Source organism: Glycomyces buryatensis, assembly GCF_004912275.1.
In the GTDB taxonomy this organism is placed as follows: Bacteria; Actinomycetota; Actinomycetes; order Mycobacteriales; family Micromonosporaceae; genus Glycomyces; species Glycomyces buryatensis.
In genome coordinates this window covers 108,571-132,167 of the sequence record NZ_STGY01000004.1, presented here as the reverse complement: position 1 = coordinate 132,167, position 23,597 = coordinate 108,571, and the positions used below count along the sequence as shown (strand labels likewise).

At 68.6% G+C, this 23,597-nt stretch carries 20 protein-coding genes; 12 read left to right on the top strand and 8 right to left on the bottom strand.

Annotation, left to right across the window (positions count from 1 at the left end):
- Window positions 1-99: 99 nt before the first annotated feature.
- Window positions 100-1,020: a proline dehydrogenase family protein gene (locus tag FAB82_RS01635; protein ID WP_136532792.1), complete on the bottom strand. Its 921-nt coding sequence runs from the start codon at window positions 1,018-1,020 to the stop codon at window positions 100-102.
- 472 nt (window positions 1,021-1,492) lie between these two features.
- On the opposite strand from FAB82_RS01635, the gene FAB82_RS01630 reads away from it, so the two are divergent.
- From FAB82_RS01630 to FAB82_RS01600, 7 genes are all read left to right on the top strand, one after another.
- Complete coding sequence (locus tag FAB82_RS01630; RefSeq protein WP_136532791.1) at window positions 1,493-2,755, top strand: glycosyltransferase; 1,263 nt, start codon at window positions 1,493-1,495, stop codon at window positions 2,753-2,755.
- On the top strand, window positions 2,752-4,866 hold the full coding sequence (locus FAB82_RS01625) for a glycosyltransferase family 4 protein (protein ID WP_136532790.1): 2,115 nt from the start codon (window positions 2,752-2,754) through the stop codon (window positions 4,864-4,866). Before FAB82_RS01630 ends, FAB82_RS01625 begins: the two co-directional genes overlap by 4 nt.
- A 282-nt stretch (window positions 4,867-5,148) precedes the next feature.
- Window positions 5,149-6,258, top strand: a complete 1,110-nt coding sequence (wecB, locus tag FAB82_RS01620) for a non-hydrolyzing UDP-N-acetylglucosamine 2-epimerase (RefSeq protein ID WP_136532789.1) — start codon at window positions 5,149-5,151, stop codon at window positions 6,256-6,258.
- Window positions 6,255-6,434 (top strand): hypothetical protein, encoded by a 180-nt coding sequence (locus tag FAB82_RS01615; RefSeq protein WP_136532788.1) that lies wholly within the window; start codon window positions 6,255-6,257, stop codon window positions 6,432-6,434. The genes wecB and FAB82_RS01615 overlap by 4 nt, the downstream gene beginning before the upstream one ends.
- A gap of 27 nt (window positions 6,435-6,461) precedes the next feature.
- Window positions 6,462-7,214, top strand: a complete 753-nt coding sequence (locus tag FAB82_RS01610) for a D-glucuronyl C5-epimerase family protein (protein WP_136532787.1) — start codon at window positions 6,462-6,464, stop codon at window positions 7,212-7,214.
- Window positions 7,215-7,273: 59 nt separating this feature from the next.
- On the top strand, window positions 7,274-7,873 hold the full coding sequence (locus FAB82_RS01605) for an acyltransferase (protein WP_136532786.1): 600 nt from the start codon (window positions 7,274-7,276) through the stop codon (window positions 7,871-7,873).
- 86 nt (window positions 7,874-7,959) lie between these two features.
- Window positions 7,960-8,511, top strand: a complete 552-nt coding sequence (locus FAB82_RS01600) for a PH domain-containing protein (RefSeq protein ID WP_136532785.1) — start codon at window positions 7,960-7,962, stop codon at window positions 8,509-8,511.
- On the opposite strand, the gene FAB82_RS01595 is transcribed toward FAB82_RS01600, so the two are convergent.
- From FAB82_RS01595 to FAB82_RS01585, 3 genes are all read right to left on the bottom strand, one after another.
- Window positions 8,508-10,034, bottom strand: coding sequence for a glycosyltransferase (locus FAB82_RS01595; protein ID WP_136532784.1), 1,527 nt, complete (start codon window positions 10,032-10,034; stop codon window positions 8,508-8,510). The two genes, FAB82_RS01600 and FAB82_RS01595, sit on opposite strands and share 4 nt — an antisense overlap.
- A 123-nt stretch (window positions 10,035-10,157) precedes the next feature.
- The gene (locus tag FAB82_RS01590; RefSeq protein ID WP_211116308.1) at window positions 10,158-11,648 is read right to left on the bottom strand and encodes a glycosyltransferase family 4 protein; all 1,491 of its coding nucleotides are present in this window, start codon (window positions 11,646-11,648) and stop codon (window positions 10,158-10,160) included.
- Window positions 11,649-11,766: 118 nt separating this feature from the next.
- Complete coding sequence (locus FAB82_RS01585; protein WP_136532782.1) at window positions 11,767-13,050, bottom strand: nucleotide sugar dehydrogenase; 1,284 nt, start codon at window positions 13,048-13,050, stop codon at window positions 11,767-11,769.
- A gap of 182 nt (window positions 13,051-13,232) precedes the next feature.
- On the opposite strand from FAB82_RS01585, the gene FAB82_RS01580 reads away from it, so the two are divergent.
- On the top strand, window positions 13,233-14,390 hold the full coding sequence (locus FAB82_RS01580) for an RNA-guided endonuclease InsQ/TnpB family protein (RefSeq protein WP_168801372.1): 1,158 nt from the start codon (window positions 13,233-13,235) through the stop codon (window positions 14,388-14,390).
- 119 nt (window positions 14,391-14,509) lie between these two features.
- Here the strand turns inward: FAB82_RS01580 and FAB82_RS01575 are convergent, their stop codons facing one another.
- The 4 genes from FAB82_RS01575 to FAB82_RS01560 form a co-directional block, all read right to left on the bottom strand.
- The gene (locus tag FAB82_RS01575; RefSeq protein WP_136532781.1) at window positions 14,510-16,114 is read right to left on the bottom strand and encodes a glycosyltransferase family 2 protein; all 1,605 of its coding nucleotides are present in this window, start codon (window positions 16,112-16,114) and stop codon (window positions 14,510-14,512) included.
- Entirely contained in the window at window positions 16,111-17,139 is a 1,029-nt protein-coding gene (locus FAB82_RS01570; RefSeq protein ID WP_211116307.1) for a Gfo/Idh/MocA family protein, read from the bottom strand. The genes FAB82_RS01575 and FAB82_RS01570 overlap by 4 nt, the downstream gene beginning before the upstream one ends.
- 47 nt (window positions 17,140-17,186) lie before the next feature.
- A complete protein-coding gene (locus FAB82_RS01565) occupies window positions 17,187-18,305 on the bottom strand; it encodes a DegT/DnrJ/EryC1/StrS family aminotransferase (RefSeq protein WP_136532780.1) in 1,119 nt (372 codons plus the stop codon).
- A 104-nt stretch (window positions 18,306-18,409) separates the two neighbouring features.
- Window positions 18,410-19,210, bottom strand: a complete 801-nt coding sequence (locus tag FAB82_RS01560) for a sugar phosphate isomerase/epimerase family protein (RefSeq protein ID WP_211116306.1) — start codon at window positions 19,208-19,210, stop codon at window positions 18,410-18,412.
- Window positions 19,211-19,275: 65 nt separating this feature from the next.
- Here FAB82_RS01560 and FAB82_RS01555 point away from each other — a divergent pair, with 65 nt between their 5' ends.
- From FAB82_RS01555 to FAB82_RS01540, 4 genes are all read left to right on the top strand, one after another.
- Window positions 19,276-20,085, top strand: a complete 810-nt coding sequence (locus FAB82_RS01555) for a DUF3109 family protein (protein ID WP_136532778.1) — start codon at window positions 19,276-19,278, stop codon at window positions 20,083-20,085.
- Between the two features lie 341 nt (window positions 20,086-20,426).
- The gene (locus tag FAB82_RS01550) at window positions 20,427-21,110 is read left to right on the top strand and encodes an IspD/TarI family cytidylyltransferase (protein ID WP_136532777.1); all 684 of its coding nucleotides are present in this window, start codon (window positions 20,427-20,429) and stop codon (window positions 21,108-21,110) included.
- Entirely contained in the window at window positions 21,103-21,810 is a 708-nt protein-coding gene (locus FAB82_RS01545; protein WP_211116305.1) for an SDR family NAD(P)-dependent oxidoreductase, read from the top strand. Before FAB82_RS01550 ends, FAB82_RS01545 begins: the two co-directional genes overlap by 8 nt.
- 11 nt (window positions 21,811-21,821) lie before the next feature.
- Entirely contained in the window at window positions 21,822-23,513 is a 1,692-nt protein-coding gene (locus FAB82_RS01540) for a CDP-glycerol glycerophosphotransferase family protein (protein WP_136532776.1), read from the top strand.
- Window positions 23,514-23,597 lie beyond the last annotated feature (84 nt).

The window sequence follows — 23,597 nt, the reverse complement described above, 5'->3', positions numbered from 1 at the left end:
ACACGACCATCGCTCACGACGCGACCCGCGGCACACGCGAAAGGGCGCGGAACCGGCGCCACCTGCGCCGATCCCGCGCCCCCGCGCGAAATTCGTGGTCTAAGAACGGGTCCACAATGAGCGGGCGAAGACCGCCAGGTTCGCCGGACGTTCAGCCATCCGCCGCATCAGGTACCCGTACCACTGGTCGCCGTAGGGAACATAGACGCGCATCCGGTAGCCCTCGGCGGCCAGACGCAGCTGCTCGGCCGGGCGGATGCCGTACAGCATCTGGAACTCGAACGAGTCGGGCTCGCGGTCGAACCAGCGGGCCCGGTCGATGCCGATCTCGACCAGGCGCGGGTCGTGCGTCGCCAGCATCGGGTAGCCGTCGCCGGCCATGAGCGCGTTGATGCTGCGCACATAGGACCGGTCGACGTCCAGCGGACGCTGGTAGGCGACCGTCTCGGGCTCCTTGTAGGCGCCCTTGCACAGGCGGATGCGCGAACCGGCCGTGGCCAGGGACTTGCAGTCGTCCTCGGTGCGGCGCAGGTAGGCCTGCAGCACCGCGCCCGTGTCGCCGAAGTCCTGGCGCAGACGATTCACGATCTCGATGGTCGAGTCGGTGACGGTGTGGTCCTCCATGTCGATGGTGACCGTGGTCCCGGCGCTCTCGGCGGCCGCGCAGATCTGGCGGGCGCGGTCGTAGGCCAGCTCGACGTCGATGCGCTGGCCGACGGCCGAGAGCTTGACGCTGACCTCGGTGGTCTCCGACAGCCCCTCGGCCTTGAGGGCGGAGAGCAGATTCAGGTACTCGTCGCGGGTGGCGTCGGCCTGTTCGGCGACGATGGTGTCCTCGCCGAGGTAGTCGAGGGTGGCGAGGAGCCCGTCCGAGGCCAGGGAACGGGCGGCGGCCACTGCGTCGGCCGTCGTCTCACCCGCGACATAGCGGCGGACGAGCGACCGGCTGACCGGTGCGGTACCGACAAAGCGCTCGAACTTCGAGGATCGAGCGGCGGCGAGGATGACTGAACGCAGCATATTTGGAGCGTATCCCCTGCTGTTCAATCTCCGGTCACAGCGCCATAACATGAGTGCTGCAACATTGGAAAAATTAGTGCTGTCCGTAGATTGCTTTGCAATCACAGGCATGCATCCAGTAGAACCTGTGTAAATTTGGAATTTCGGATGCAACAAGCCTGCGGCCGCCCGCAGCTCCTCAAGTGCGGGACGCCGTCTCCCAACGGCCTATTGCGCTAGAACTCCCCGCCGATGGGCCGGAACGGTAACGCGGCAACGTCGGCGCCGCGCGCCGGAAACCCTCGGACACTCGATCCGGAATGCTCGGATCCCTCTCCGCCCGTTGCTAGCGTCCATTCCCATGTCAGCATTCGCGACACCCAGGGTCACTCAATCCGAACGAGCATCCAGACCGGGACGCGACGAGCAGCGCCCCCATCTCATCTATCTCGCGATCGGGTTTCCCCCTGCCGCGAAAAGCTGTGCGTACCGGATGCGGGAGACCGCCAACCAATTCGCTGCCCAGGGATGGGATGTAACGGTGGTCACCATCAAGGACGAGTCCTGGGCGCTGGAATCGGGTGTCGACCACTCCTTGTCACAGAAGGTCGACCCGCGGGTGAAAGTCGTCAAGCTCCCGCTCCGCCGCGAGGACCTGGAGACGGACATCCGCCGTTTCAGCGAGCAGCGGGCCGTCAGCCCGGCATGGTGGGTCAGGTCGCTGCGCGATCGGCAGCAGGAGATGTTCCCCGAGCCGAACTTCGGCGATTGGAAGGACGCGCTCGAGGACGCGGTGCTGCGTCTCCACAAGGAGAACCCCGCCGACCTGCTGCTGGCCACCTGCGTGCCGTACACGAACCTCGCTGCGGCCTGGAAGCTGTGGGAAGAGGCCCGGGTCCCGTATGCCGTCGACTTCCGCGACGGCTGGTCGATCGATGTGATCGACGGCCGCGAAGCCTTCATCGCCGACTCCGAGAAGGGCCGCTGGGAATCGCGCGTCCTCAGCTCCGCGATCAGCCTGTGGGTCGTCAACGATCCGATCGCCGAGCACTACCGCGCCCGCTACCCGCAGCTCGCCGACCGCGTCCACATCGTGCGCAACGGCTACGACGTCGACAGCACCCCCGTCCGGAAGCGCCCCGCCGACCCGGAGTCGGGCCTGGTCTTCGGGTACCTGGGCACGATCAACTTCTCCGTGGAGCATCTGCGAACGGTCCTCAACGGCTGGCGTGCGGCCCGCAGTCGTGAACCGCTGCTGGCCAACGCGCGCTTCGAGGTCCGTGGCTACAGCGGCCACGGCGCCCTCCGCGGCGCCAACCCCCAAGCCGACCTGCTGCTGGACGCCGAGGCGGACGGCGTCACCTACGGCGGCCCGGTGGCCAAGGCGGAGGTCGCGTCCATCTACGCCCGCTGGGACGCGATGGTGCTCATCCTCATCGGCGGCCGCTATGTGACCTCCGGCAAGGTCTACGAGTACATGGCCACCGGTCTGCCGATCGTCTCCGCGCACGCCATCGACCACGACGCATCGAACGTCCTCCAGGGGCACCCGCTGTGGACGGGACCGCGCGGCGTCGCCGGCAAGGCCCTGGCCGACGCCTTCGTCGAGGCGGCGCATCTGGCGGTCGAGTCCACCGACGAGCAGCACACGAAGGCCATGGCCCACGCCGACCAGTTCACGCGAGAGATCATCATGTCCGCGGCCGTGCGGCAACTGGTCGACGTGCTGGGGCTGGAGAAAGGTCGCACCCAGTGATCAACGTTCTGTTCATCAGCGCCAAGACCCGCCCGGTCAGCGTGCTCGCCGGCTCGGTGCGGAAACTGGTCGCCGAGGGCGCCCGGGTCTCGTATGGCGGCTCGGTCCCCGAATCGTGGATGGCCAAGAAGCTGACCGGCATCGATTTCGTCGAGACGCACCCGCTGCGCCGCTCCAATCTGCGGCGCGCCGTCGATCTCCCGTTCGGGGAGCGGGTCTGGCTGCGCATCCACTCGGACTCCTGGCTGCGCGCCCGCGCGCGCGAGGCCCACGTGCTCGTCGCGCTCGACGACGGCGCCGTGTACACGGTTTGGCAGCTCGCCCAGCGCAACCGCACGGCAAAGGCCGTCAACGGTTTCGCCCCCGCGCTCGACGCCGTGCGCGAACTCGCTCGGGAGGGCGAGGCGGCCGCGCTCCGAGCCTTCCGACCCCCGGTCTCACTCGTGGTCCGCGAATTTGCCCGGCGCGTACGGGGGCTGCCCGGCTCCCTGGAACGCACCGTCACCGCCCGCCCCATCATGCGCAGCTCCATCGGCGCCCGCCTGTGGCGCGTGCCGCTGCGGGCCCCGGCCGTGCCCGACAAGCTCCGCATCGCAATGGGCCGCCGAGTGGCCGAGGCCATGAACTGGGCCGGCAAGTATGGCGGCGGATCGTACGCACTCGCGTTGACCGCCTCCAAGATCAGCGACCCGGCTATCAAGGCCGAGCTTTACGACAAGGCGGTGTCGCAGGAGATCGACCGCGGCACAGGTCCGAAGCACCTCGACCAGGCGATACAGTCGCTCCTCGCCCACGCGGACGACTTGCAGGCCGCAGGGGAATACAAAGACGCCGTCAAGAACCTGAGCCGGGCCCTGGCACTGGGCTTCCACCGGGGTGTCCACATCGACCAGCTCGCTTCACCGCTGGCCGCCGACCCCGAGGCCTTCGTCGGGCGGTTCCACCGTTCGAGGGCGATGCAGACCGTCATGACCCCGCGAGGCCGGGTCCGGCCGGCCGCACCGCCGCCGACCGGCCGGCCGCTGCGGCTGCTGGTGACGACCAACGCGAACGACAACTTCCTGCACCACATCCTCGACCGCTACCGGAACCGCCACGATGTCGAGGTGCGATACCTGGACATGGCGACGCGGCCGTCCCTAAAGCGGCTCACGTGGGCAGACCGCAAGGTCATGGCGGAGCGGATGGGCGGCGACGACGAGCACGCCGCGCTGGTCGAGGACCTGATGCGACCGTATCTGGACTGGGCCGACACGGTGTTCCTCGACTGGTGCTTGGGCCACGCTGCCATGCTGACCACGATCGACCCCGGCGACACCCGGATCATCGTCCGCCTGCACAGCTACGAGGCGTTCACCCGCTGGCCGCACCTGGTGGACTTCTCCCGCGTAGACGACCTCATCTTCGTCGGCAGCCATTTGCTGGATCTGACCACCACGCTGGTGCCGCAGCTGCGCGGCCCGCAGGCACCACGAACACACGTCCTGCACAACGCTGTGGAGCTCAGCGCGTTCACCCGGGAGAAGACCTCGGACGCGCGCTTCAACCTCGGTCTCGTTGGCGTCGGCCAGGTGGTCAAGGACCCCTTGTGGGCCGTCGAGGTGCTGCGCCTGCTGCGCGAGGAGGACGAGCGCTACCGGCTCGTGATGGTCGGCGCCGACATGGACCCGAAGTTCAGCCGCGCCACCAAGAAGTACCGGAAGAAGATGGAGGCGAAGCTGGCACCGCTGGTCGAGGCCGGCGCCGTACTGCGGCTCGGACCGACCAAAGACGTCGCCGGCAAGCTCACCGATATCGGCTTCATCCTCAGCTCGTCGGTGCGTGAGAGCGCCCACCTGGGTCTGATGGAGGGCGCGGCCAGCGGCGCGGTCCCCGTGGTGCGGGACTGGCCGTTCTTCGCGGGCAAGACCCATAGCGCCCGCACGGTGTATCCGAACGGCTGGGTCGTGGACACACCGGCAGCGGCAGCCCAACGCATACTGGAAGTCAACGCCACGGAGGAAAACTGGCTGGAGAGCGCCGAGCTGGCCTCGAAACACGCCCTGTCCACCTGGGACTGGGCATTCGTCAGGGCCGACTTCGACCAGATGTTCCTCGGCGAGCGGCGATAGCCGGTATGAGAGAGCCTCCCCGGCCGCCGGGTCGATGACGCGGCGGCCATCGAGTATGCCCTGACGTTCGGGGACCAGGGGGCGATGACGGCGACGTGCCGTTCTGTATCTCATTCCAAGACTCCTGTGTCTCCTTTGAAGATCGCGGCCTGGGTCGTCTCGAAGCCGAGGGTCGATCGGGAGACTTTCCGCGACAACACACCGCACATAGCGGGTGAATACCGTGATAACCGGAGATACGGACCATACGATCGATCAGTCTGCCTAGACGGAGGAGTCGTCATGAAGGTCGTCAGCGTCGTCGGAGCCCGCCCCCAGATGGTGAAACTGGGGGCGGTCGCGCGAGCCATCGACGGCACCGACGACGTGCACTGCATCATCCACACCGGACAGCACTACGACGCCGAACTGTCCGACGTGTTCTTCACCGGGCTTGGAATCCCCGCGCCCGACCACTTTCTCGGCGTCGGTTCCGGTTCCCATGGCTCCCAGACCGGCGCGATGCTCGCCGCGCTCGACCCGATCCTCGCCGCAGAACGCCCCGACTGGGTACTCGTCTACGGCGACACCAACTCCACGATCGCAGGGGCGCTCGCAGCGGTCAAGCTGCATCTGAAGGTCGCGCATCTGGAAGCCGGGCTGCGCTCCTTCAACCGGCGCATGCCCGAGGAGCACAACCGAGTCCTCACCGACCACTGCGCCGACCTGCTCCTCGCCCCGACCGACGAGGCCATGCGCCACCTGGCGGCTGAAGGGCTGGCCGATCGCACGTCGCTGGTCGGCGATGTCATGGTCGACGTCTGCGTGCGCACCCGCGACCAGGTACTCGCCACAGGCCACCCGCATCCACCCACGTGCGTGGACCAGTCCGCCCCCTATCTGCTCGCGACCCTGCACCGCGCCGAAAACACCGACGACCCCGACCGACTGCGGGCACTCATCGGCGCGCTCGCCTCGTTGCCGATCCAGGTCGCGCTGCTCGCCCACCCCCGCCTCATAGCCAAGGCCGATCAGTACCGCATCGACCTCGCTGCCGGAGCACTACGGCCTGGCCGCCCGCTGCCCTACGCGGACCTGGTCGCGGCCGTCCTCTCCTCCAACGGCGTCGTTACCGACTCCGGCGGACTTCAGAAAGAGGCGTTCCTGCTCAGGCGGCCCTGCACCACGCTGCGAACCGAGACCGAATGGGTTGAGACCCTCGAAGGCGGCTGGAACGCCTTGGTGCCGGACCCCTCCGCGTTGGCGGACGGCGAGTGGGCCCGCACGGCGGTCCGCCCCGCACCGGTCGGCGAACCCGGCGCCCCGTACGGCAAGGGGCGGGCGGCCTGGGAAGTGCTCGACACGCTGCGGGCGGCCCTGACTCCGGCCCGCGCGTCGGGTTGCGCGAGGTGACCCACGAAAGCGGAGTGCGGCCGTCCTTCAGCGACGCGTTCGCGGCCCGTGCCGCCGGCTACTACCGCCTCGCGTGGACGGCCGACGGATTCCCCGGTCAGCTCCAGCAGGACGGCAGCATATGGGAGCACCCGATCTACCCCACGTATGTACTCAAGGACTATCTCGCTCAGTAACGCCGCGACCGGTCGGCGGCCCTTCGCATGGCCATCGCCGCGGCCACGGAGTCGGCATTGCGCAGGATGGACGAACACGAAGGCGCGCTGGTGTTCTGGTACGAGGCGGGGATCGGCGCCAGGCTCTTCGAACGCCACTATTCGGCTCTGACCCAGTCCTACTACGCTCGGCTGCTGTGGGAGGCTGTCGGCGACGGCGAGGCCATGGCGGCCGCGCGCCGCTGCTTCGCGGCACTGGCAGTCCCCGCCGAGCGCGGCGACGTCCTCTTCCGCGACGCCAACGGGGTCTCGATCGCCGAGGTCCCCCAGCGGCCCAACAGTTACCTCCTCAACGGCTGGCTGTCCGCGCTGGTGTCCGCATGGGACTACTACGAGTGCTCGGGCAACGCCGCGGCGCGTGAGCTGGTGGAGTCCTCGGCCCAGTCCCTGGCCGGGCTGCTCCACCGGTACGACGCCGAACCCGAGAAGAACAACCGCTACGGACTCACCTGCTTCACCTACCTGAAGACTCCTGCCGCCCGAATCGAGGACGCGACGGTGATCGTGCCCGGTGAAGGCGCCTTCGGACTCACCGGGCACGGTTCGCACTGGGCCAACCACCGCATGAGCGACGCCAGGATCGTCAACCTGGTGTTCTACCTGGCCTCGCCCGAGCCGAACACTGTACGGCTCAACGTCGCCCGGCCCACTCCGGTGGAGCTGCGGCTCGGACACCGGGGCCGCGGCGCGACGGTCGAGTTCCGGGTCGCACCTTCACGGCCGACAGGAGCGGTCAGATAGCCTCGGGGCACCGGGAGTGCCCGAATCGCGATCGTTTCCTCCGACAACGAAGGCCGCCAATGCAGTACAGGATCCAGCCCTCCGCCCAGGTCGACCCGTCCGCCGAGATCGGCGACGGCACGAGCGTCTGGGAACTGGCCCAGATCCGCGAGGGGGCGAGCCTGGGCGAGAACTGCATCGTCGGACGCGGCGCCTACATCGGCACCGGGGTGCAGATCGGCGCGAACGTGAAGATCCAGAACTACGCGCTCGTGTACGAGCCCGCGACCTTGGCCGACGGCGTGTTCGTCGGCCCGGCCGCAGTCCTCACCAACGACCGCAACCCGCGCGCCGTGGGCGTCGACGGCGAGCGCAAGAGCGCCTCCGACTGGGAGGCCGTGGGAGTCGCGGTCGAGGAGGGCGCCTCGCTGGGGGCTCGCTCGGTGTGCGTCGCCCCGGTCCGCATCGGACGGTGGGCGATGGTGGCGGCCGGAGCCGTCGTCACCAAGGACGTCCCCGATCACGCCCTGGTCGTCGGCGTCCCGGCCCGCCGGATCGGGTGGGTCGGCCGCGCCGGCGAGAAACTGGAGGCCGGCGCCGAGGCGGGCACGTGGATCTGCCCGCGCACCAAGGAGACCTACGTCGAAAGCGGCACCGGCCTCGCCCGCGTCGAGGGCTGACGCTGGGGAAACGTCCCCCGGTGGTGGAAGTTCTTGAGTACCATGGAGATCGAGGTCACTCAGCCTCGTCACCCCCTGGAGTGCCCATGAGCTTCCCCGAAGACGTGCTCGCCCCGAATGAAGCAGTCCGGATCCACCTGCAGCCGCATCGGATCGGATTGATCACCGTCGGCGTGCGGTTCACGATCCTGTGCGTGATCGCGCTGCTGCTGATCACCAACTTCGAGCGGGTGGCCGGGCAGACCGGCGACCTGGAACTGCTCCTGTTCCTCGTCGCGGTCCTGGTGGCGGCCGGCTTCGCCATCCGTGAGTTCGCCCGGCTCGTGGGGGCGCTGCTGCGGCTGTGGTTCACCCACTACCTGGTGACGACCGACCGGGTCGTGTGGCACTACGGCTTCTTGGGTGTCAGAGGAAGCGACATGCCCCTGCGGCACGTCAGCTCCATCAGTTACCGCCAGACGTTGTTCGGCCGCCTGCTCAATTACGGGGAGCTGCGGATCGAAGCCTCCATCGACACCGCCGCGATCCTGTTCCGGGACGTCCAGAACGTACGGCAGATCCGGACCGAGATATACCGGCTCATCCAGGAACGCACCCGCCAGGCCGACGGCGACCAGACTGCTCCCGAACACTCCTAGCGGAGGGCCTCGGTGTAGACGCGGTCCAGGATGGCCGCCTGGGAGGGCCAAGTCCATTCCGTCAGCGGGACATGGGTGTCGTAGCGCTTGCGGTACGACTCGGGGTCGGCGAGGATCAGTTTCGCCGCCCGGACGAAGTCCGCGGTGTCCTTCGCCCGGAAGACCTCGCCCTGGCCGGTCTCGTTCACCTTGGCCGCCATCGTCTTCACGTCGGAGACGAGGATCGGCAGCCGCGCGTGCGAGTACTCGAAGAACTTCGTGATGAGCGCGATCTCGTGGTTGAGGTAGTGGTGGATCGGGATCACGCCGATGTCGGCGCCCGCCAGGAACGGCACGATCTGCCAGTGCGGGACGTACGGCAGCAGATGGACCCGGTCGGCCACGCCCAGCTCCTCCGAGCGGGCCACCAGGGAGCGAATGTCGGCCCATTCGGGCTTGGCGACCACGAACGCCGCGTGCACGCCCTCCAGGTCGGGCAGGGCCTCCACCATCGTCATCAGGCCGCGCCTGGCCATCGGCGCGCCCGAGTAGACCATCAGCGGGGCGCTCGGTCCGATCCCGCACAGCTCCCGGATGTCGGGGACCGGGTCGTCGGCCTCGGGCCGGGAGTCCAGGTCCGGCACGTTCATGACCACTTCGGGGCGCTCGGCCAGGCCGTGGCGCTCCATCAGCAGGTCGGCCAGGGTGTCCGACACCGTCACCACCGCGTCCGCCCACGGCGCGTACTCGCGCTCGTGCGCCATCTGCGCGTCCTTCCAGGCCGGATGGTCGATCCACGACTTGATCCCCGGCAGGTACTCGTGCACGTCCCACACCAGCTTGACGCGGGCGCCGCGGGCGCGGCGGCGGATGACCGAGCGGGCGCCGACACCGATCATCTGGAAGTCGTTGGCGTGGATCAGGTCCGCCTCCAGCCGGTCGAGGACGGGCCCGAAGGACAGTTCGAGGTCCCACAGGGCCGGGTCGAGGCGCCGCCAGGATCGGTCGCCCAGGACGGTCTTCCAGAACTTGATGGCGAACGCGTCGACGCGGCCGTCCATCGCCTCGCGGCGCTCGCAGAGCCGTTCGGTGTGGGCGGAACGGACGTCGGCCCAGGTCCCGGCGGCCCTCACCGCGGCCCGGCGGGGAACGAGCGCGGCCTTGCGGAGGCGCGTCACGGCGCCGCTCTGGTGCTTGGCGTCGATCGCGATGCGGGCCTTGCGAATGCCGATCTCGGCCCTCCACGCCTCGAGCTGGCGCTCGCGGTAGATCTGGATCGGCCCGAACGGGTAGGCGAGCGGGTCGCGCGCCCAGTGGCTGCGCAGTTCGTGGCGGCGGCGCTTGAACGCGCGCCGCACGTGGATGAGCCGGACCTCGGCCCCGCCCAGGTCCCACGTCTGGACCTCGCCGTTCGGGGAGCGGCCCAGCAGCGTCACGTCCCAGCCCGCGGCGGCCATCGAGGCGGCCTGCTTCTGGACGCGCGAGTCGCCTTCGACGCCGTTCTGCACCAGCATCACGACTCTGCCCCGACTCGCTGTCCCCATGGGGTCCGCCTCCCTGCCGCTCTGTCCTCTATGACAATTCGCGGTGACGCTACCCAGGTTAAATGAAGAACAGACCAATTCCTGGCAAGCGGGGTGGTGCTCCGAGGTGAATCAGAGCCGGATTCAACCTCGGGAGAGCAGGTTTCGGTACATATCGTGCAGGCGCTCGGCCTGCGCGGCCCACGTCCACTCGTCGAGCAGTCCGGTCTCCAGCGTGGCGCGGTAGGGCTTCGGGTCGGCGAGGATCCGCTTCACCGCGACGGCGAGGTCGACCGGGTCACCGGCGCGGAAGACCTCGCCCTGGCCGGTCATGCGGACCATGCCGCCCATGGTCTCCACGTCGGAGACGACGATGGGCAGCCGCGCGTGCGCGTACTCGAAGAACTTGGTGATGAGCGCGAGCTCGTGGTTCTGGAAGTGGTGGATGGGGATCAGGCCGACGTCGGCGCTGGACAGGAACGGCACCACCTGCCAGTACTCCACGTAGGGCAGGATGTGGAGCCGGCCCGAGACGCCGAGTTCGGCCGCCCTCGCGGCCAGTTCCACCGCGAGGTCGCCCTCCGGTTTCCCGACCACCAGCGCGCAGTGGACGCCGTGCAGCTGCGGCAGCGCCTCGATCATGTCGCCGAGTCCGCGCTGGATGGAGATCGCGCCGGAGTAGACGATGAGCGGGACCTCGGGTCCAAGCCCGCACGCCTCGCGGATGCTGGGGGACGGTCCCGGGCGCTTGGAGGCGGCGACGTCGGGCGCGTTCATGACGACGGTCGGCAGCTCGGCCAGGCCGTGGGAGTCCTTGAGCAGCTTCGCGATCGGCTCGGAGACGGTGACGACGCCGTCGGCCGAGGAGGCGTAGTCCCGCTCGTGGGCGATCTGTGCCTTATGCCAGCGCGGGTGCTTCACCCACGGTTTCATGCCGGGCAGGAACTCGTGGGCGTCCCACACCAGCTTGCAGCGCTTGCCTTTCGCGCGGCGGCGCATGGCGGCGCGGGCGCCGACGCCCAGCATCTCGAAGTCGTTGGCGTGGATCAGGTCCGCCTCCAGCCGGTCGAGGACGGGCCCGAAGGCGGTTTCGTACTCCCAGAGCCGGGGGTCGAAGCGGCGCCAGACCTTGTCGCCCATGACCGAGATCCAGAAGCGGTCGGCGACGCGGTCGATCCACGAGTCCATGGCCTTGCGGCTGGTGGTGAGGCGGGCGGATTCCTTGGCGCGCAGGTCGATCCATTTCCCGGCGAGTTTCACGCCGGCGCGGCGCGGCGCCAGCGCGAGCTTCCGGACCGTCTGCGCTCCGGTGCCGAGGCCGTGACCTTCGACGGCGAGGCGGGTCTTGGCCTCGCCGATCTGGGCGCGCCAGTTCCGCAGCTGGCGTTCGCGCTGGGCGCGGCGGGGCCCGGGCGGGTAGGCCAGGGGCGCGCGCAGCCAGCCGTGCCTCGAGTTGTGGGCGTGGAAGCCGCGTTTGACTGGGACGAGGCGGACGTCAGCGTCGCCGATCTTCCAGGTCTCGGTCTGTCCGCTTTCGCTGCGGCCGATGAGGGTGACGTCCCATCCGGCCGCGGCGGCCGAGGCGGCCGACTTCTGGACGCGCGAGTCGCCGACCACGCCGTTGCGCACGAGCATGACGATGCGAGCCTTATTCGCATTTAGAGGGTGGTCGGGTGCCATGTCGGGGGTCCTTCGATAGGGAGGGAGAAGGGTCGCGCGGCGGGGTGGCCTGGGTCAGCCCGCCGAGCGGGTCTTATTGGCCGAGCACAATATGGCGCCGTCCGGCCCACGCCGCCGGGTCGGTGACGCGGCGCCCGTCGAGCAGGACCCGCACGTTCGGCAGGTCGGCGGGCGCGAGGCCGGCGTATTCGGCGTGGTCGGCCTGGACGACGGCGGCGGTGACGTCCTCGCCGCGGTGGGCGGTGAGTCCTTCGGCCTCCAGCTCCTCCGCGGAGTACATCGGGTCGCTCACGTACACGTCCGCTCCCTTGGCGCGCAGCGACTCCACCAGCGGGAACACCCCGGAGAACGCGGTCTCCTTGACGCCGCCGCGGTAGGCCGCCCCGAGTACCAGCACGCCGGCACCATCCAGGTCGCCGTAGGCGGCGGCGAGGACGTCGGCGGCGTAGGACGGCATGGCGGCGTTGGCGGCCCGGGCGGCGCGCACGACCGTCGCCTCGGGGTCGTTCCACAGGTACATCTGCGGGTAGATGGGGATGCAGTGGCCGCCGACGGCGATGCCGGGCCGGTGGATGTGGCTGTACGGCTGGGTGTTGCAGGCCTCGATGACCTTCATGACATCGATGCCGCGCCGGTCGGCGAAGTGCGCGAACTGGTTGGCGAGCCCGATGTTGACGTCGCGGTAGGTGGTCTCGGCGAGCTTGGCGAGCTCGGAGGCCTCGGCCGATCCGAGGTCCCATACCCCGTTGGGGGCCTTCAGGTCAGGTCGTTCGTCGAAGTCGAGGACGGCCTCGTAGAAGGCGACGCCGGCGGCCGCGGAAGTCTCGTTGATGCCGCCGACGAGCTTGGGATAGCGACGCAGGTCAGCGAAGACGCGGCCGGTGAGGACCCGTTCGGGGCTGAAGACGAGGTGGAAGTCCTCGCCCGCGGTGAGGCCGGACCCGGCCTCCAGCATCGGCGCCCACCGTTCGCGGGTGGTGCCGACGGGCAGGGTGGTCTCGTAGGAGACGACGGTGCCCGGCCGCAGTCCGGCGGCGATGGCCTCGGTGGCGCTGTCCATCCACCCGAAGTCGGGGACGCCGCCCGCGTCGACGAACAGCGGCACCACGACGACGACGGCGTCGGAAGCGGCCACGGCGGCGGTCGTGTCGGTGGTGGCCTTCAGGTTCCCGGAGGTGACGGTCTCCTTGAGCAGTTCGGCGAGGCGGTGCTCGCCGGGGAAGGGCTCTACGGCGTCGTTGACGGCGTCGACCACCCGCCGGTTCACGTCGGCCCCGATGACCTCGTGCCCCTTGGTCGCGAATTGGACGGCCAGCGGCAGCCCGATCTTGCCCAGGGCTACGACACAGACTCTCATTGCTGGTTCACCTGTCTTCTCCGAGGAAGCCCCCGTCTTTTAGAGCGGGGAGGAATTTTGGCTCCTGCGGAGCAGAGCAAGGAGCCGCGATTCGCTGTCAGGGCGGATCGTCCTCTGCCTCGGGCTGCCCGCAGTCGCCCCCGAGCCAATCTGTTCCATTCGGGTGCATTAAGGTCATTTGCGTGAAGATCGTAGCGCAGGTGAAGTTGCTGCCGGGGTCCGCGTATGACGCGGATGCCCTGGCGGCGACCCTGCGCGCCTGCAATCGGGCCGCGAACACCGCCTCCGAGGTGGCGTTCGCCAAGGATCTGAAGCGGCGCAACGTGTTGCAGGACGCCGTGTACCACCGGATCAAGGCCGACTTCGATCTCGGAGCTCAGGCGGCGGTGCGCACGATCAAAAAGGTGTGCGACGCCTACGCCACGCTCAAGGGCAACCTCAAGGCCGGGAACCTCGGCGCTGAAGGGTCGAAGCGCCGGGTGCGGGCGGAGTCCAAGCCCATCGTCTTCCGTGAGGACGCCGCGCAGCCGTTCGACGACCGCATCCTGACATGGAACCTCGATGCCCGCACCGTCTCCATTTGGACCGTGGCGGGCAGGTTGAAGGGCATCCCCTTCGTGTGCTCGGAGCAGGCTGCGAAGTTGCTGGCCGACCGCAAGGGCGAGTCGGATCTGGTGATGCGCGACGGCATGTTCTTCTTGACCGCCACCATCAACGTGGATGAACCTCCTGTGTCCGAGCCCAAGGCCTTCCTCGGGGTGGACCTGGGGGTCGTCAATATCGCCACCACCTCGGACGGCGAGATACTGGCGGCGCGGCGTTTGAACCGATACCGCAAGCGGCAGCGTGACCTGCGGGCCAAATTGCAGCAGAAGCGGACGAAGGCCGCCAAGCGCCGCCTGAAGGCGATCCGCCGCCGGGAATCGCGGCACGCCGCCAACACCAACCACATCATCGCCAAGCGACTCGTCACCGCCGCTGAACGCACCTCGCGCGGGATCGCCCTGGAAGACCTCAAGGGCATCCGGCAGAGGGTTACGGCCAAGAAAGACCAGCGGGCACGACTTTCCTCCTGGGCCTTCGCCCAGCTCGGCGCCTTCGTCGAGTACAAGGCGCGGCGGGCAGGTGTCGCCGTGGTCCATGTGGACCCGCGCAATACCTCCCGCCAGTGCTCGGAGTGCTGGCACACCCACCGTTCGAACCGGGTGGATCAAGCGAGGTTCGTGTGCCGGTCCTGCGGGATCGTGTTGCACGCGGACATCAACGGCTCCCGCAACATCGCCCACCGTGGCGAGGCTGTGTGGCAGCGGGGCGCTGTCAAACGCCCCAGTACGGGCTAGCGCCGTACCGGACGCAGGGGACCAACGCGGCAGCCAGTCGCGCTCCACTTGCAATCAACGCCCTTCGGGATCGGGTGACAAACTCGGTCCTTCAAGGCCGAGAATTTGACTCTTCCTGCTCAGTTCTTCGTCAGAATGCGCATCTTCAACCGCCCCAGGCGGGCCCGGGGGCCGCGCCGCGTCGCGCGCTCTCCCACGCGGACGACGACGCTGTGCCGCTCGCCCCATTCGACGCTGACGCCCCGGGGGCGGCCCTCGCGCTGCACGTAGTCGTGCGGGGCCTTCAGGGGCAGGTCGTAGACGAAGGCGCCGAGGACGACGTAGGCGCGCAGCGTCCACCGGCCGGTCTTGCGGTTCGTCAACGCGCTCATCGGGATCCGGGCGACGAGCGCGGTGTCGTCCCCGTCAGGCCCCAGTTCGACCTCGGCGGTGATCTGCGGGCCGACCTCGGCCACGGCGGGGCGGACGGTGCGCGGGCGCGGGTTCTTCCCGGCCTTCAACCGCTCCAGGCCGACCTGGACCGCCGCGGGGTCGAGTCCGGTCACGGGGAGGCTGAAGGAGTACTCCAGCGCGTACTCGTCGCGTTTGACGCCGGTCCACACCAGGTAGCGGGAGTGGATGCCGCGGATCAGGCGCATTGTGACGCGCTCGGCCTGGGCCTCGAACCACTCGTCGGGAAAATCGGCGCCGTCCTCACGGAAGCCCGGATAGCGCACGAACAGGCGCCCGTCCTCGACGGCGAAACCCGGCGCCCCCTCGGCCAGGACCGCTTCCAGCCGTTCGTGGTCGCGCCGCTGCGCCAGCGAGAGGCGGAGGCGCTTCTCGGTGGGCAGGCGAGACCGCAGCACCTCGGTCAGGTGCTCGTCGGCGAAGTCGGCGACGGCGTTCCAGGCCGCGGCGCGATCGAACGGATCGAGCGCGAGCAGGTGCGGCTGCAGGATCTTGGCGATCTCCCGCGAGAACACCCGGTAGATCAGGTCGTCGCGGTCGGCGCCCGGTTCGAACAGCTCGCAGGCGACCTCGACCAGGCGCTGCGCGGCGCCGACCCAACCCAGCGGCGCCGTCGCGTAGATGAGGTTCTCGCCCTCGTCCCGCTTGACCGCGAAGTAGTGGTCGTAGTCGGCCAGGACCGAGATCTTCTGGGCCGCCGTCATGGCCCGCAACGTGAACGGCACGTCGGAGCAGACCGCCATGTCCTCGGGGAAGCGCAGGGCCTCCGCCTCGACCAGTTCGCGGCGGAACAGCTTCGTGTTCGACAGCGCCCACGCCAGCTTCTCCGACGGGAACGGCGCGTCGGGCAGGGTGTGGTCGAACACCGGGGGCGCCTTGCGTCCGCCGACGCCGACCATCTTGCACAGCAGCACATCCGCGCCCCACCCGTCGGCCGCGGCGACCATGCGCTCCAGGGACTCGCGCCCCAGGTAGTCGTCCGAGCCGATGAAGAACACGTAGCGGCCCCTCGCGTGCTCCAGCGCCAGATTGCTCGGCACGGCCGGGCCGCCCGAGTTCTCCTGGTGGAACACGCGGAAGGTGTCGGGGTACTTCTCGGCGAACCGGTCCAGCTCCTCCCCGGAGCCGTCGGTCGACCCGTCGTCGACCGCGATCACCTCGTAACGGCCCGCGCCGATCGTCTGCGCCGCCAGCGACTCCAGGCAGTCGTTCAGATACGGCAGGGTGTTGTACACGGCCGTGACGACCGTGACATCGGGGGTATTGACGCTCATGCCCGGACCCTAGTCCGAGCACCATTCAGGACGACCGTCTCCCCCAACCGGGCCGAACGCAGCATCGACTCCGAGATCGCCACGGTCGCAGCACCCTGCCGCAGGTCCACGATGTCGTCGCCGGAGCCCTTCGCCGCGTCAAGGCCATGTCCCTGAACCGCGTCGCGGAAGTGCTCGTGCTCGACCAGCAGCGGCTCCCGCTTGCGAATGGCATAGCGGATCATGTCGCCCTCGGACACGCCGCGGAACGCCCGCAGCGCCTCCCACTCGGTGTCCCGGGCGCCGTTGGCATAGAACGTCAGATCGCCGGTGAGCGTGTCCGCGATGAAGCTGCCCCGGTCACCGGTGACGACCGTCGTCCGCTCCTTGAACGGGCTCAGCCAGTTCACCGAATGGTTCGCGATCGCACCGCCGTCCAGGTGCCCGATCGCCGACAGCATGTCCTCGTGATCGCGGCCCGACCGCGACACCGTCTCCGCCGTGATCGACTCGTACGATTGGCCGGTCACCCAGCAGGTCAGGTCGATGTCATGGGTCGCGAGGTCCTTGACGACGCCCACGTCCGCGATGCGGCCCGGGAAGGGCCCCTGACGCCTCGTGACGATCTGCAGGATCTCCCCCAGCTCGCCCGACTCCAATCGCTCGCGCAGGCTCATGATCGCCGGATTGCACCGCTCGATGTGCCCCACGCCCGCGACCAGGCCCCGCGCCTCGAACGCCTCCGCCAGCCGGGTCGCCGCCGCAGAGGTGTGCGCCAACGGCTTCTCGATGAGCGCGGACACCCCCGCCTCGGCCAGCGTCAACCCGATCGACTCGTGATACGCCGTCGGACACGCCACCACGGCATAGTCCAGCCCGAACTCGAGCAGCCCCTCGACGGTCTCGACCAACGGCACCCCGGCCGGGAGCGCACTCGCGTCGGCGACCGGATCGGCCACCCCGACCAGGTCGACCCCCTCGAGGCCGTTCAGGACTCGCGCATGGTTGCGCCCCATGGCGCCCAGACCGATCAGACCGGCCCTCAACTGGGCTTGGTTGACATGCGGTGCTTGGTTCGCGTGCGGTGCTGGATTCACGGCTGCAACTCCAGAGAACGGACCGCATCCACGATGCGATCGAGGTCGCCACCCGTCAACGACGGATGGACGGGGAGAGAAAGCACCTCGGCGGCGGCACGGTCGGTCTCGGGCAGATCCGCCTTCGACTCCGCGTACGGGGCGAGGCGGTGAATCGGCACCGGGTAATACACGGCCGAACCCACCCCGGCCTCCTTCAACTGCCTTTGCGCGCCATCGCGATCGCCCGCGATCCGCACCGTGTACTGGTGGTAGACGTGCCGCGCCCCCGCCGGAACCGACGGGGTGAGGACCCCCTCGACATCCGCGAACGCGGCGTCCAGGAAGGCGGCATTCGCCCGCCGCTGCTCGGTCCAATCACCGAGCCGGCCGAGCTGGACCCGGCCGATCGCGGCCGACACGTCCGTCATGCGCATGTTCGCGCCGACGATCTCATTGGCGTACCGCTGCTCCATGCCCTGATTGCGAAGCAGACGCAGCGTCCGGGCCAGCCCGGCATCGTCCGTGGTGACCATGCCGCCCTCGAGGGCGTGCATGTTCTTGGTGGGGTAGAAACTGAACGCCCCGGCCACGCCGAACGAACCGACCGGCTTCCCATCGACCTCGGCGCCGTGCGCCTGGCAGGCGTCCTCGAGGATCTGGAGACCGTGCACCCGCGCCAAAGCGGTCAGTCGGGTGCAATCGGCGGGGTGGCCGTAGAGGTGCACCGGCATGATCGCGGCCGTGCGCGGACCGATGAGCGAGGCGACGTGCTCGGGGTCGATGCAGAAACTGCCGGGCTCGATGTCCGCGAAGACCGGTTCGGCGCCGACGAGCCGCACGGCATTGGCGCTGGCGGCGAAGGAGAAGGAGGGCACGATGACCTCGTCGCCGCGGCCGATGCCCATCGCCATGAGCGCCAGTTGGAGTGCCGAGGTCCCCGAGTTCACCGCGACGCAGTGCTGGGTGCCGGCGACCTTCGTGAACTCGTCCTCGAACCCGGCCACCTCGGGGCCCTGCACGACCATGCCGCTGCGCAGCACCGCTACGGCCGCTTCAATCTCGGCTTCACCTAGGTAGGGCTTGGCCGGGGGAATATCGCCCCTGGTGCCTGCGCCCCGCTGCTCGCCTGGCATTCGTCCCCCTGCGTGGTTTGCTGGACTTCAGTGTCTCCGCGGGGTCGATAATACAGACGCAACGCACAGTTAACGCAAAGCAAACACATAGGAACGTAAGTGTGTCAAGCGGGCATCTGTGAGGTCAGAGCGTCGCGAGCGAACTTGAGTGACTCGGCCAGATCGGCGGATCGGCGGGTCCGATTGCCGGACTTGCGCGTCGAGACCTCGACGGTGATCGACCCGTTCCAACCGGAGGCGCCGAGACGGCCGAGCAGTTCGGCGCAGGGCTGCGATCCGCGGCCGGGAACCAGGTGCGCGTCCGTGCCGGGCGCATTGCCGTCGCACAGGTGAATGTGCCGCAGCCCCTTGCCCATCCGATCGGCCATGGCCAGCGCGTCGGCACCGGCGGCCGCGCAGTGCGACAGGTCCAAAGTGTACGAATCGTAGCCGTGGCGGGTCGGGTCCCAGTGGGGCCGGTACGGCACGAGTTTCCGCTTGCCGAGCTTGAGCGGGAACATGTTCTCCACGGCGATGGTCACGCCGGGATACCGGGCGTGCAGGCCGTCCAGGACCGAGGAGAACTTCGAGGCGTACTCGCGCTGCCAGGAGAACGGCGGATGGATGACCACCGTCGGCGAGCCGAGGTAGTCGGCCGCCTGCACCGAGCGCCGCAGCCGGGTCCAGGGGTCGGCGCTCCACACCCGCTGGGTGACCAGCAGGCAGGGGGCGTGGACGGCGCCGATCTTGACGCCGTAGTGCTTGGCGAGGCTGGCCGCAGCCGCCGGGTCCTGGGAGACCCGGTCGGTGAAGATCATCAGTTCGACCCCGTCGTAGCCGAGGTCGGCGGCGAGTTCGAACCCCACGGCGGTGGGTTCGGGGTACACGGATGTGGTCGAGAGCAGCACCGGGACGGACTCATTCACGCATTCCAGGCTACGCTCCAGCGCGCGTCCGGGCCTGGCAGTGCGCGCGCGGGTACCTTTGTCGGATGACCGACGAGGTGGAACCGAACTTCGACCGCGAGTGGGTCGAGTTCTTCGATCCCGACGATCCCGAGACCATGGTCCGGGCCGACCTGACCTGGCTGCTGTCCAGTTGGGGATGTATTTTCGGACGCCATCCCGAATCCGGCGGATGCCCGGGAATCGAGAAGGACCAGCCCGCGGACGGGTGCTGCCTGCACGGGGCGTTCTACACCGACGCCGACGACATCGCCCGCACCCGCCAGGCCGTGAAGAAGCTGACGCCCGAGACCTGGCAGCTGTACCGGCGCTTCAAGGACACCGTCGTGGACGACACCCTGGAGAACAGCGAGGGCGAGGAGGAGCCGGCCAGGAAGACCGCCGTGGTCGACGGCGCCTGCGTCTTCCACAACCGCGAGGGCTTCGGCGCCGGCGCCGGCTGCGCCCTGCATCAGCAGGCCATGCGCGACGGCGTCCACCCGATGGAGTACAAGCCCGAGGTGTGCTGGCAGCTGCCGGTCAAGCGGGACTTCAAGTCCGAGCACCGCGCCGACGGCACCGACATCGAGGTCACCCTCATCACCGAGTTCGACCGGGCCTCGTGGGGGCCGGGCGGCCACGACTTCGACTGGTGGTGCACCGGCTCACCCCTGGCCCACACCGCCGCCGAACCGGTCTACCGCTCCTACGCCACCGAACTGGCCGCCCTGCTGGGCAAGAACGCCTACGACCGGCTGGCCGAGCTGTGCGCCGAACGCGAGGATCGCGGCCAGATCGCCCCGCACCCGGCGAGCGTCGCGGCGCGGCGGCACCTGGAGATGCCCCGCCGGCTCTGATCGACCCCGTCCGGTCGCTCTTGAAACCGCTCGATCGCCATGCGGCCGAGCGGTTTTCGCCGTTTCAGCGCACCACCGGTGACCGACCGCGCACCGGACCGTCCGATTCGTGCACTCCAGACGCCCGAACGACCCAAATGCGTTGAGCTGACCGGCATCCGGTACATGAATCCAGGGTTACACCAGGGCGAACATGAGTTGTGATCGTGCTAACGTGGCGAGACTCGTTCCACTTTGCGGTAACCGAACAATCCCGAATACCCGAACCCCCTGACCCCCTGCCCAGCCATTCGATCAGTCCCTTCGGACCTCGCATGTTCCCTCGCGGAGGTAAAAGCCAGATGTACAGCCTGATGCTGCTCAACGGCGGTATCGGAAGCCGCGTCGCGGCAGGCCGCCCGAAACAGTTCATCGATGTCGCGGGACGCCCGATCATCGTCTACTCGCTGGTCGCCGCCGACGCCGTTCCCGAAATCGACCAGATCGTCCTCAACTACCCCGAGGGCTTCCTCCAGACGATCCAGGACCTGGTGGCCGACTACGCCATCCAGACCCCGGTCACCTACGTCCCCGCCGGAGCCAGCCGCCACGAATCAGTTGCCGCCATGCTCCCCGAGTGCCGGAACGACCGCGTGCTCATCCACGAGTCGGCCCGCCCGCTCGTCGGCGCCGCGGACTTCAAGCAACTCGTCTCCGACCCGCGCGAGAACGTGAGCCTCATGCTCCCGATCCCGTTCACCGTCGCACCGGTGGACCCCGAGAACGCGCGCGTCACCGGCTCGCTCGAACGCGACAGGCTCCGCAATGTGCAACTGCCGCAGAAGTTCAGCAAGGCCGACCTCGCCGCGGCCCACGACAAGGCCCGCGAGGAACACCTCGTCTTCACCGAGGACGCGACCCTCGTCGCCGTCACCGGCCACGAGGTCCACTACATCGACGGCCAGGACACCAACATCAAGGTGACCACCCCCACCGACGTGAAACTGGCCGGATTCCTACTCGCTGGAGACGACGACGATGCCTAAGTCCATGCTGATCACCGGCGCCTCCAAGGGCATCGGCGCGGCCACCGCCGAACGGTTCTTCTACGCCGACAACGACGTCACCGACTTCATCCTCCTCGCCCGCGAGTCCGAGGAATTCGAGAAGCTCATCGCCCGCCTCGGCGGCGACAACCCGCACGGCAAGAAGGTCTACCCGCACTTCATCGACCTCAACGACCGCGCCCGCATCGTCGGCCTCATGCACGACGTCATGAACGAGGCCGGCAAGGTCGACTACCTGGTCAACAATGCCGGATACACCGCCCCCAGCGCGCTCCAGCAGATCGACTTCATCGACTTCGAGCGCACCATCGGCGTCAACCTCTACGCGCCGTTCACGATCGTGCAGGAGCTGCTGCACTGCGGCAACACCTTCGAACTCATCGTCAATATCGCCTCGACCGCCGGCATGGGCGGACGGCCCGGCTGGCTCACCTACGGCGCCTCCAAGGCCGCCGTGATCAACATGAGCGAGGCCATGAAGGACGAACTGTCCATCTACGGCACCCGCGTCGTCTGCATCTCCCCCGGCCGCTGCGCCACCGACCTGCGCCGCACCCTCGCCCCCGACGAGGACCCGACCACGATCATGCAGCCCGAACACGTCGCCTCCGTCATCGACATGCTCGCCTCCGACGTCGGCCACCTCGTCGACAGTCAGAACCTCGTTGTCCGACAATAAGAATCAGACCGATGCTCAATAAGATCACACAGCTGCGATACCTGCGCTCGCTCCTGCCCAACGCGCTCCCGGTGCTGTGCCACGCCCTCGTCCTCCTCGCCGGAACCTCGGCCTGGAGGCCGCTCGGCCTCGCGCTCATCGCGGCGACCCTGGTGTTCTACTGCTACCCGCGCCCGGCCAACATCCCCGGCCGGTACGCGCCGGGCAAGACCCTGCTGGCCTTCACGCCGTTCACCGCGGCCGTCGCCGCCGGGACCGACGTGCCCGCCGCCTGGTCCATCGCGGCCCTCGCCACCGCCGCGATGATCGCCGTGGAGGTGCTGCTGGGCCGCGTCGTCTCCGCCGCCAAGATCGCCACGGTCAACCTGGACACGAACCCGGTCACCACGGACTCGTTCCTGCGGCGCACCATCCTGTACTACCTGTCCACGTTCGCCATCGCCGCGGTGCAGATCCCGCTGCTGGCTCCCGGATTCGCGGCCTGGTCGCCGTACACGGTGGCGCTCGCCGCGCTGCCGACGGCGATCCTGGCCGCCGCAAAGTTCCTGGGCCTGACCCACCGGATCCTGCCCTCGACCGAGGACACGACCGCCACGGTCGCGAACGCGCTGGAGCAGCTGGACCCGGAGTTCATGATCTACTTCGCCGGGCCGCCGAACACCACCTACCAGCTGGAGATGTGGCTGCCGTACTTCGACCAGATCGACGGCGACTACTTCATCATGACCCGCGAGCGGCACAACCTGAACGCGCTGTCCCGGGCCACCGAGCGGCCGGTGGTGTTCGTGGAGGGGCAGGGGCCGATCGACCTGATCATCCCCGAGTCGGTGAGCGCGGTCTTCTACGTCAACAACGGCATGAAGAACACGCACCTGGTGCGCAACCCGGATCTGTTGCATCTGCAACTGCTGCACGGGGACTCCGACAAGGTCTCCAGCTACAACCCGGTGACGGCGATGTACGACCGGATCTTCTGCGCCGGGCAGGCCGGCATCGACCGGTACGCCAACCACGGGGTGCGGATCCAGGCCGACAAGTTCGACATCGTGGGGCGCCCGCAGGTGTCGGTGCTGGACATCCCGCGCACCCGGATCAGCGACGCCACCGCCCCGACGGTGCTGTACGCGCCGACGTGGACCGGCTTCTACGAGGACGCGAACTACTGCTCGCTCCCCTTGGGGCCGAACCTGGTGCGGACGCTGCTGGAGCGGGGCGCCACGGTGGTCTTCCGGCCGCACCCGTACACCGACCGCGACGACGGCGCGAAGCGCAAGCGGATCGAGATCGAGGAACTGCTGCGGGCGGACGCCGCCAAGACCGGCCGCGCCCACGCGTGGGGCGAGAAGGCCTCGGAGGAGATGACGCTGTTCGACTGCGTCAACGCCGCCGACGCGCTGGTGTGCGACGTCAGCGCGGTCGCCTCGGACTGGCTGTACACCGAGAAGCCGTTCGCGGTCGTGGACGCGAGGGACGAGGGCGAGGAGTTCGCGGTGACGTTCCCGCTCGCGAGTGCCGCCTACTTGATCGACGGTTCGGGTTCGAACCTCGACCAGGTCCTGGACGAGCTGCTCAAGACGGATCCACTCGCGGCCGAACGGACCCGGGCGAAGGTGTACTACCTCGGCGACTTCCCGGCCGAGACCTACGAGCGGGCCTTCGTGGACAAGGCCGAGGAATACATCGGCATCGGCCGACGCGCTTGAAGTCGTAGGGATACCACAGGCTGCATGGCGAGCGTCCCTGCCCTGGAACGCCTGGGCATGCCGATCCGGCGCGGACAACGGCGC

What these genes read in the sequence shown, in the direction of transcription:
- FAB82_RS01635 (WP_136532792.1), bottom strand. Translation starts at nt 1,020, where the DNA reads ATGCTGCGTTCAGTCATCCTCGCCGCCGCTCGATCCTCGAAGTTCGAG.
- FAB82_RS01630 (WP_136532791.1), top strand. Translation starts at nt 1,493, where the DNA reads ATGCGGGAGACCGCCAACCAATTCGCTGCCCAGGGATGGGATGTAACG.
- wecB (WP_136532789.1), top strand. Translation starts at nt 5,149, where the DNA reads ATGAAGGTCGTCAGCGTCGTCGGAGCCCGCCCCCAGATGGTGAAACTG.
- FAB82_RS01610 (WP_136532787.1), top strand. Translation starts at nt 6,462, where the DNA reads ATGGCCATCGCCGCGGCCACGGAGTCGGCATTGCGCAGGATGGACGAA.
- FAB82_RS01605 (WP_136532786.1), top strand. Translation starts at nt 7,274, where the DNA reads ATGCAGTACAGGATCCAGCCCTCCGCCCAGGTCGACCCGTCCGCCGAG.
- FAB82_RS01600 (WP_136532785.1), top strand. Translation starts at nt 7,960, where the DNA reads ATGAGCTTCCCCGAAGACGTGCTCGCCCCGAATGAAGCAGTCCGGATC.
- FAB82_RS01595 (WP_136532784.1), bottom strand. Translation starts at nt 10,034, where the DNA reads ATGGGGACAGCGAGTCGGGGCAGAGTCGTGATGCTGGTGCAGAACGGC.
- FAB82_RS01590 (WP_211116308.1), bottom strand. Translation starts at nt 11,648, where the DNA reads ATGCTCGTGCGCAACGGCGTGGTCGGCGACTCGCGCGTCCAGAAGTCG.
- FAB82_RS01585 (WP_136532782.1), bottom strand. Translation starts at nt 13,050, where the DNA reads ATGAGAGTCTGTGTCGTAGCCCTGGGCAAGATCGGGCTGCCGCTGGCC.
- FAB82_RS01575 (WP_136532781.1), bottom strand. Translation starts at nt 16,114, where the DNA reads ATGAGCGTCAATACCCCCGATGTCACGGTCGTCACGGCCGTGTACAAC.
- FAB82_RS01565 (WP_136532780.1), bottom strand. Translation starts at nt 18,305, where the DNA reads ATGCCAGGCGAGCAGCGGGGCGCAGGCACCAGGGGCGATATTCCCCCG.
- FAB82_RS01555 (WP_136532778.1), top strand. Translation starts at nt 19,276, where the DNA reads ATGACCGACGAGGTGGAACCGAACTTCGACCGCGAGTGGGTCGAGTTC.
- FAB82_RS01550 (WP_136532777.1), top strand. Translation starts at nt 20,427, where the DNA reads ATGTACAGCCTGATGCTGCTCAACGGCGGTATCGGAAGCCGCGTCGCG.
- FAB82_RS01545 (WP_211116305.1), top strand. Translation starts at nt 21,103, where the DNA reads ATGCCTAAGTCCATGCTGATCACCGGCGCCTCCAAGGGCATCGGCGCG.
- FAB82_RS01540 (WP_136532776.1), top strand. Translation starts at nt 21,822, where the DNA reads ATGCTCAATAAGATCACACAGCTGCGATACCTGCGCTCGCTCCTGCCC.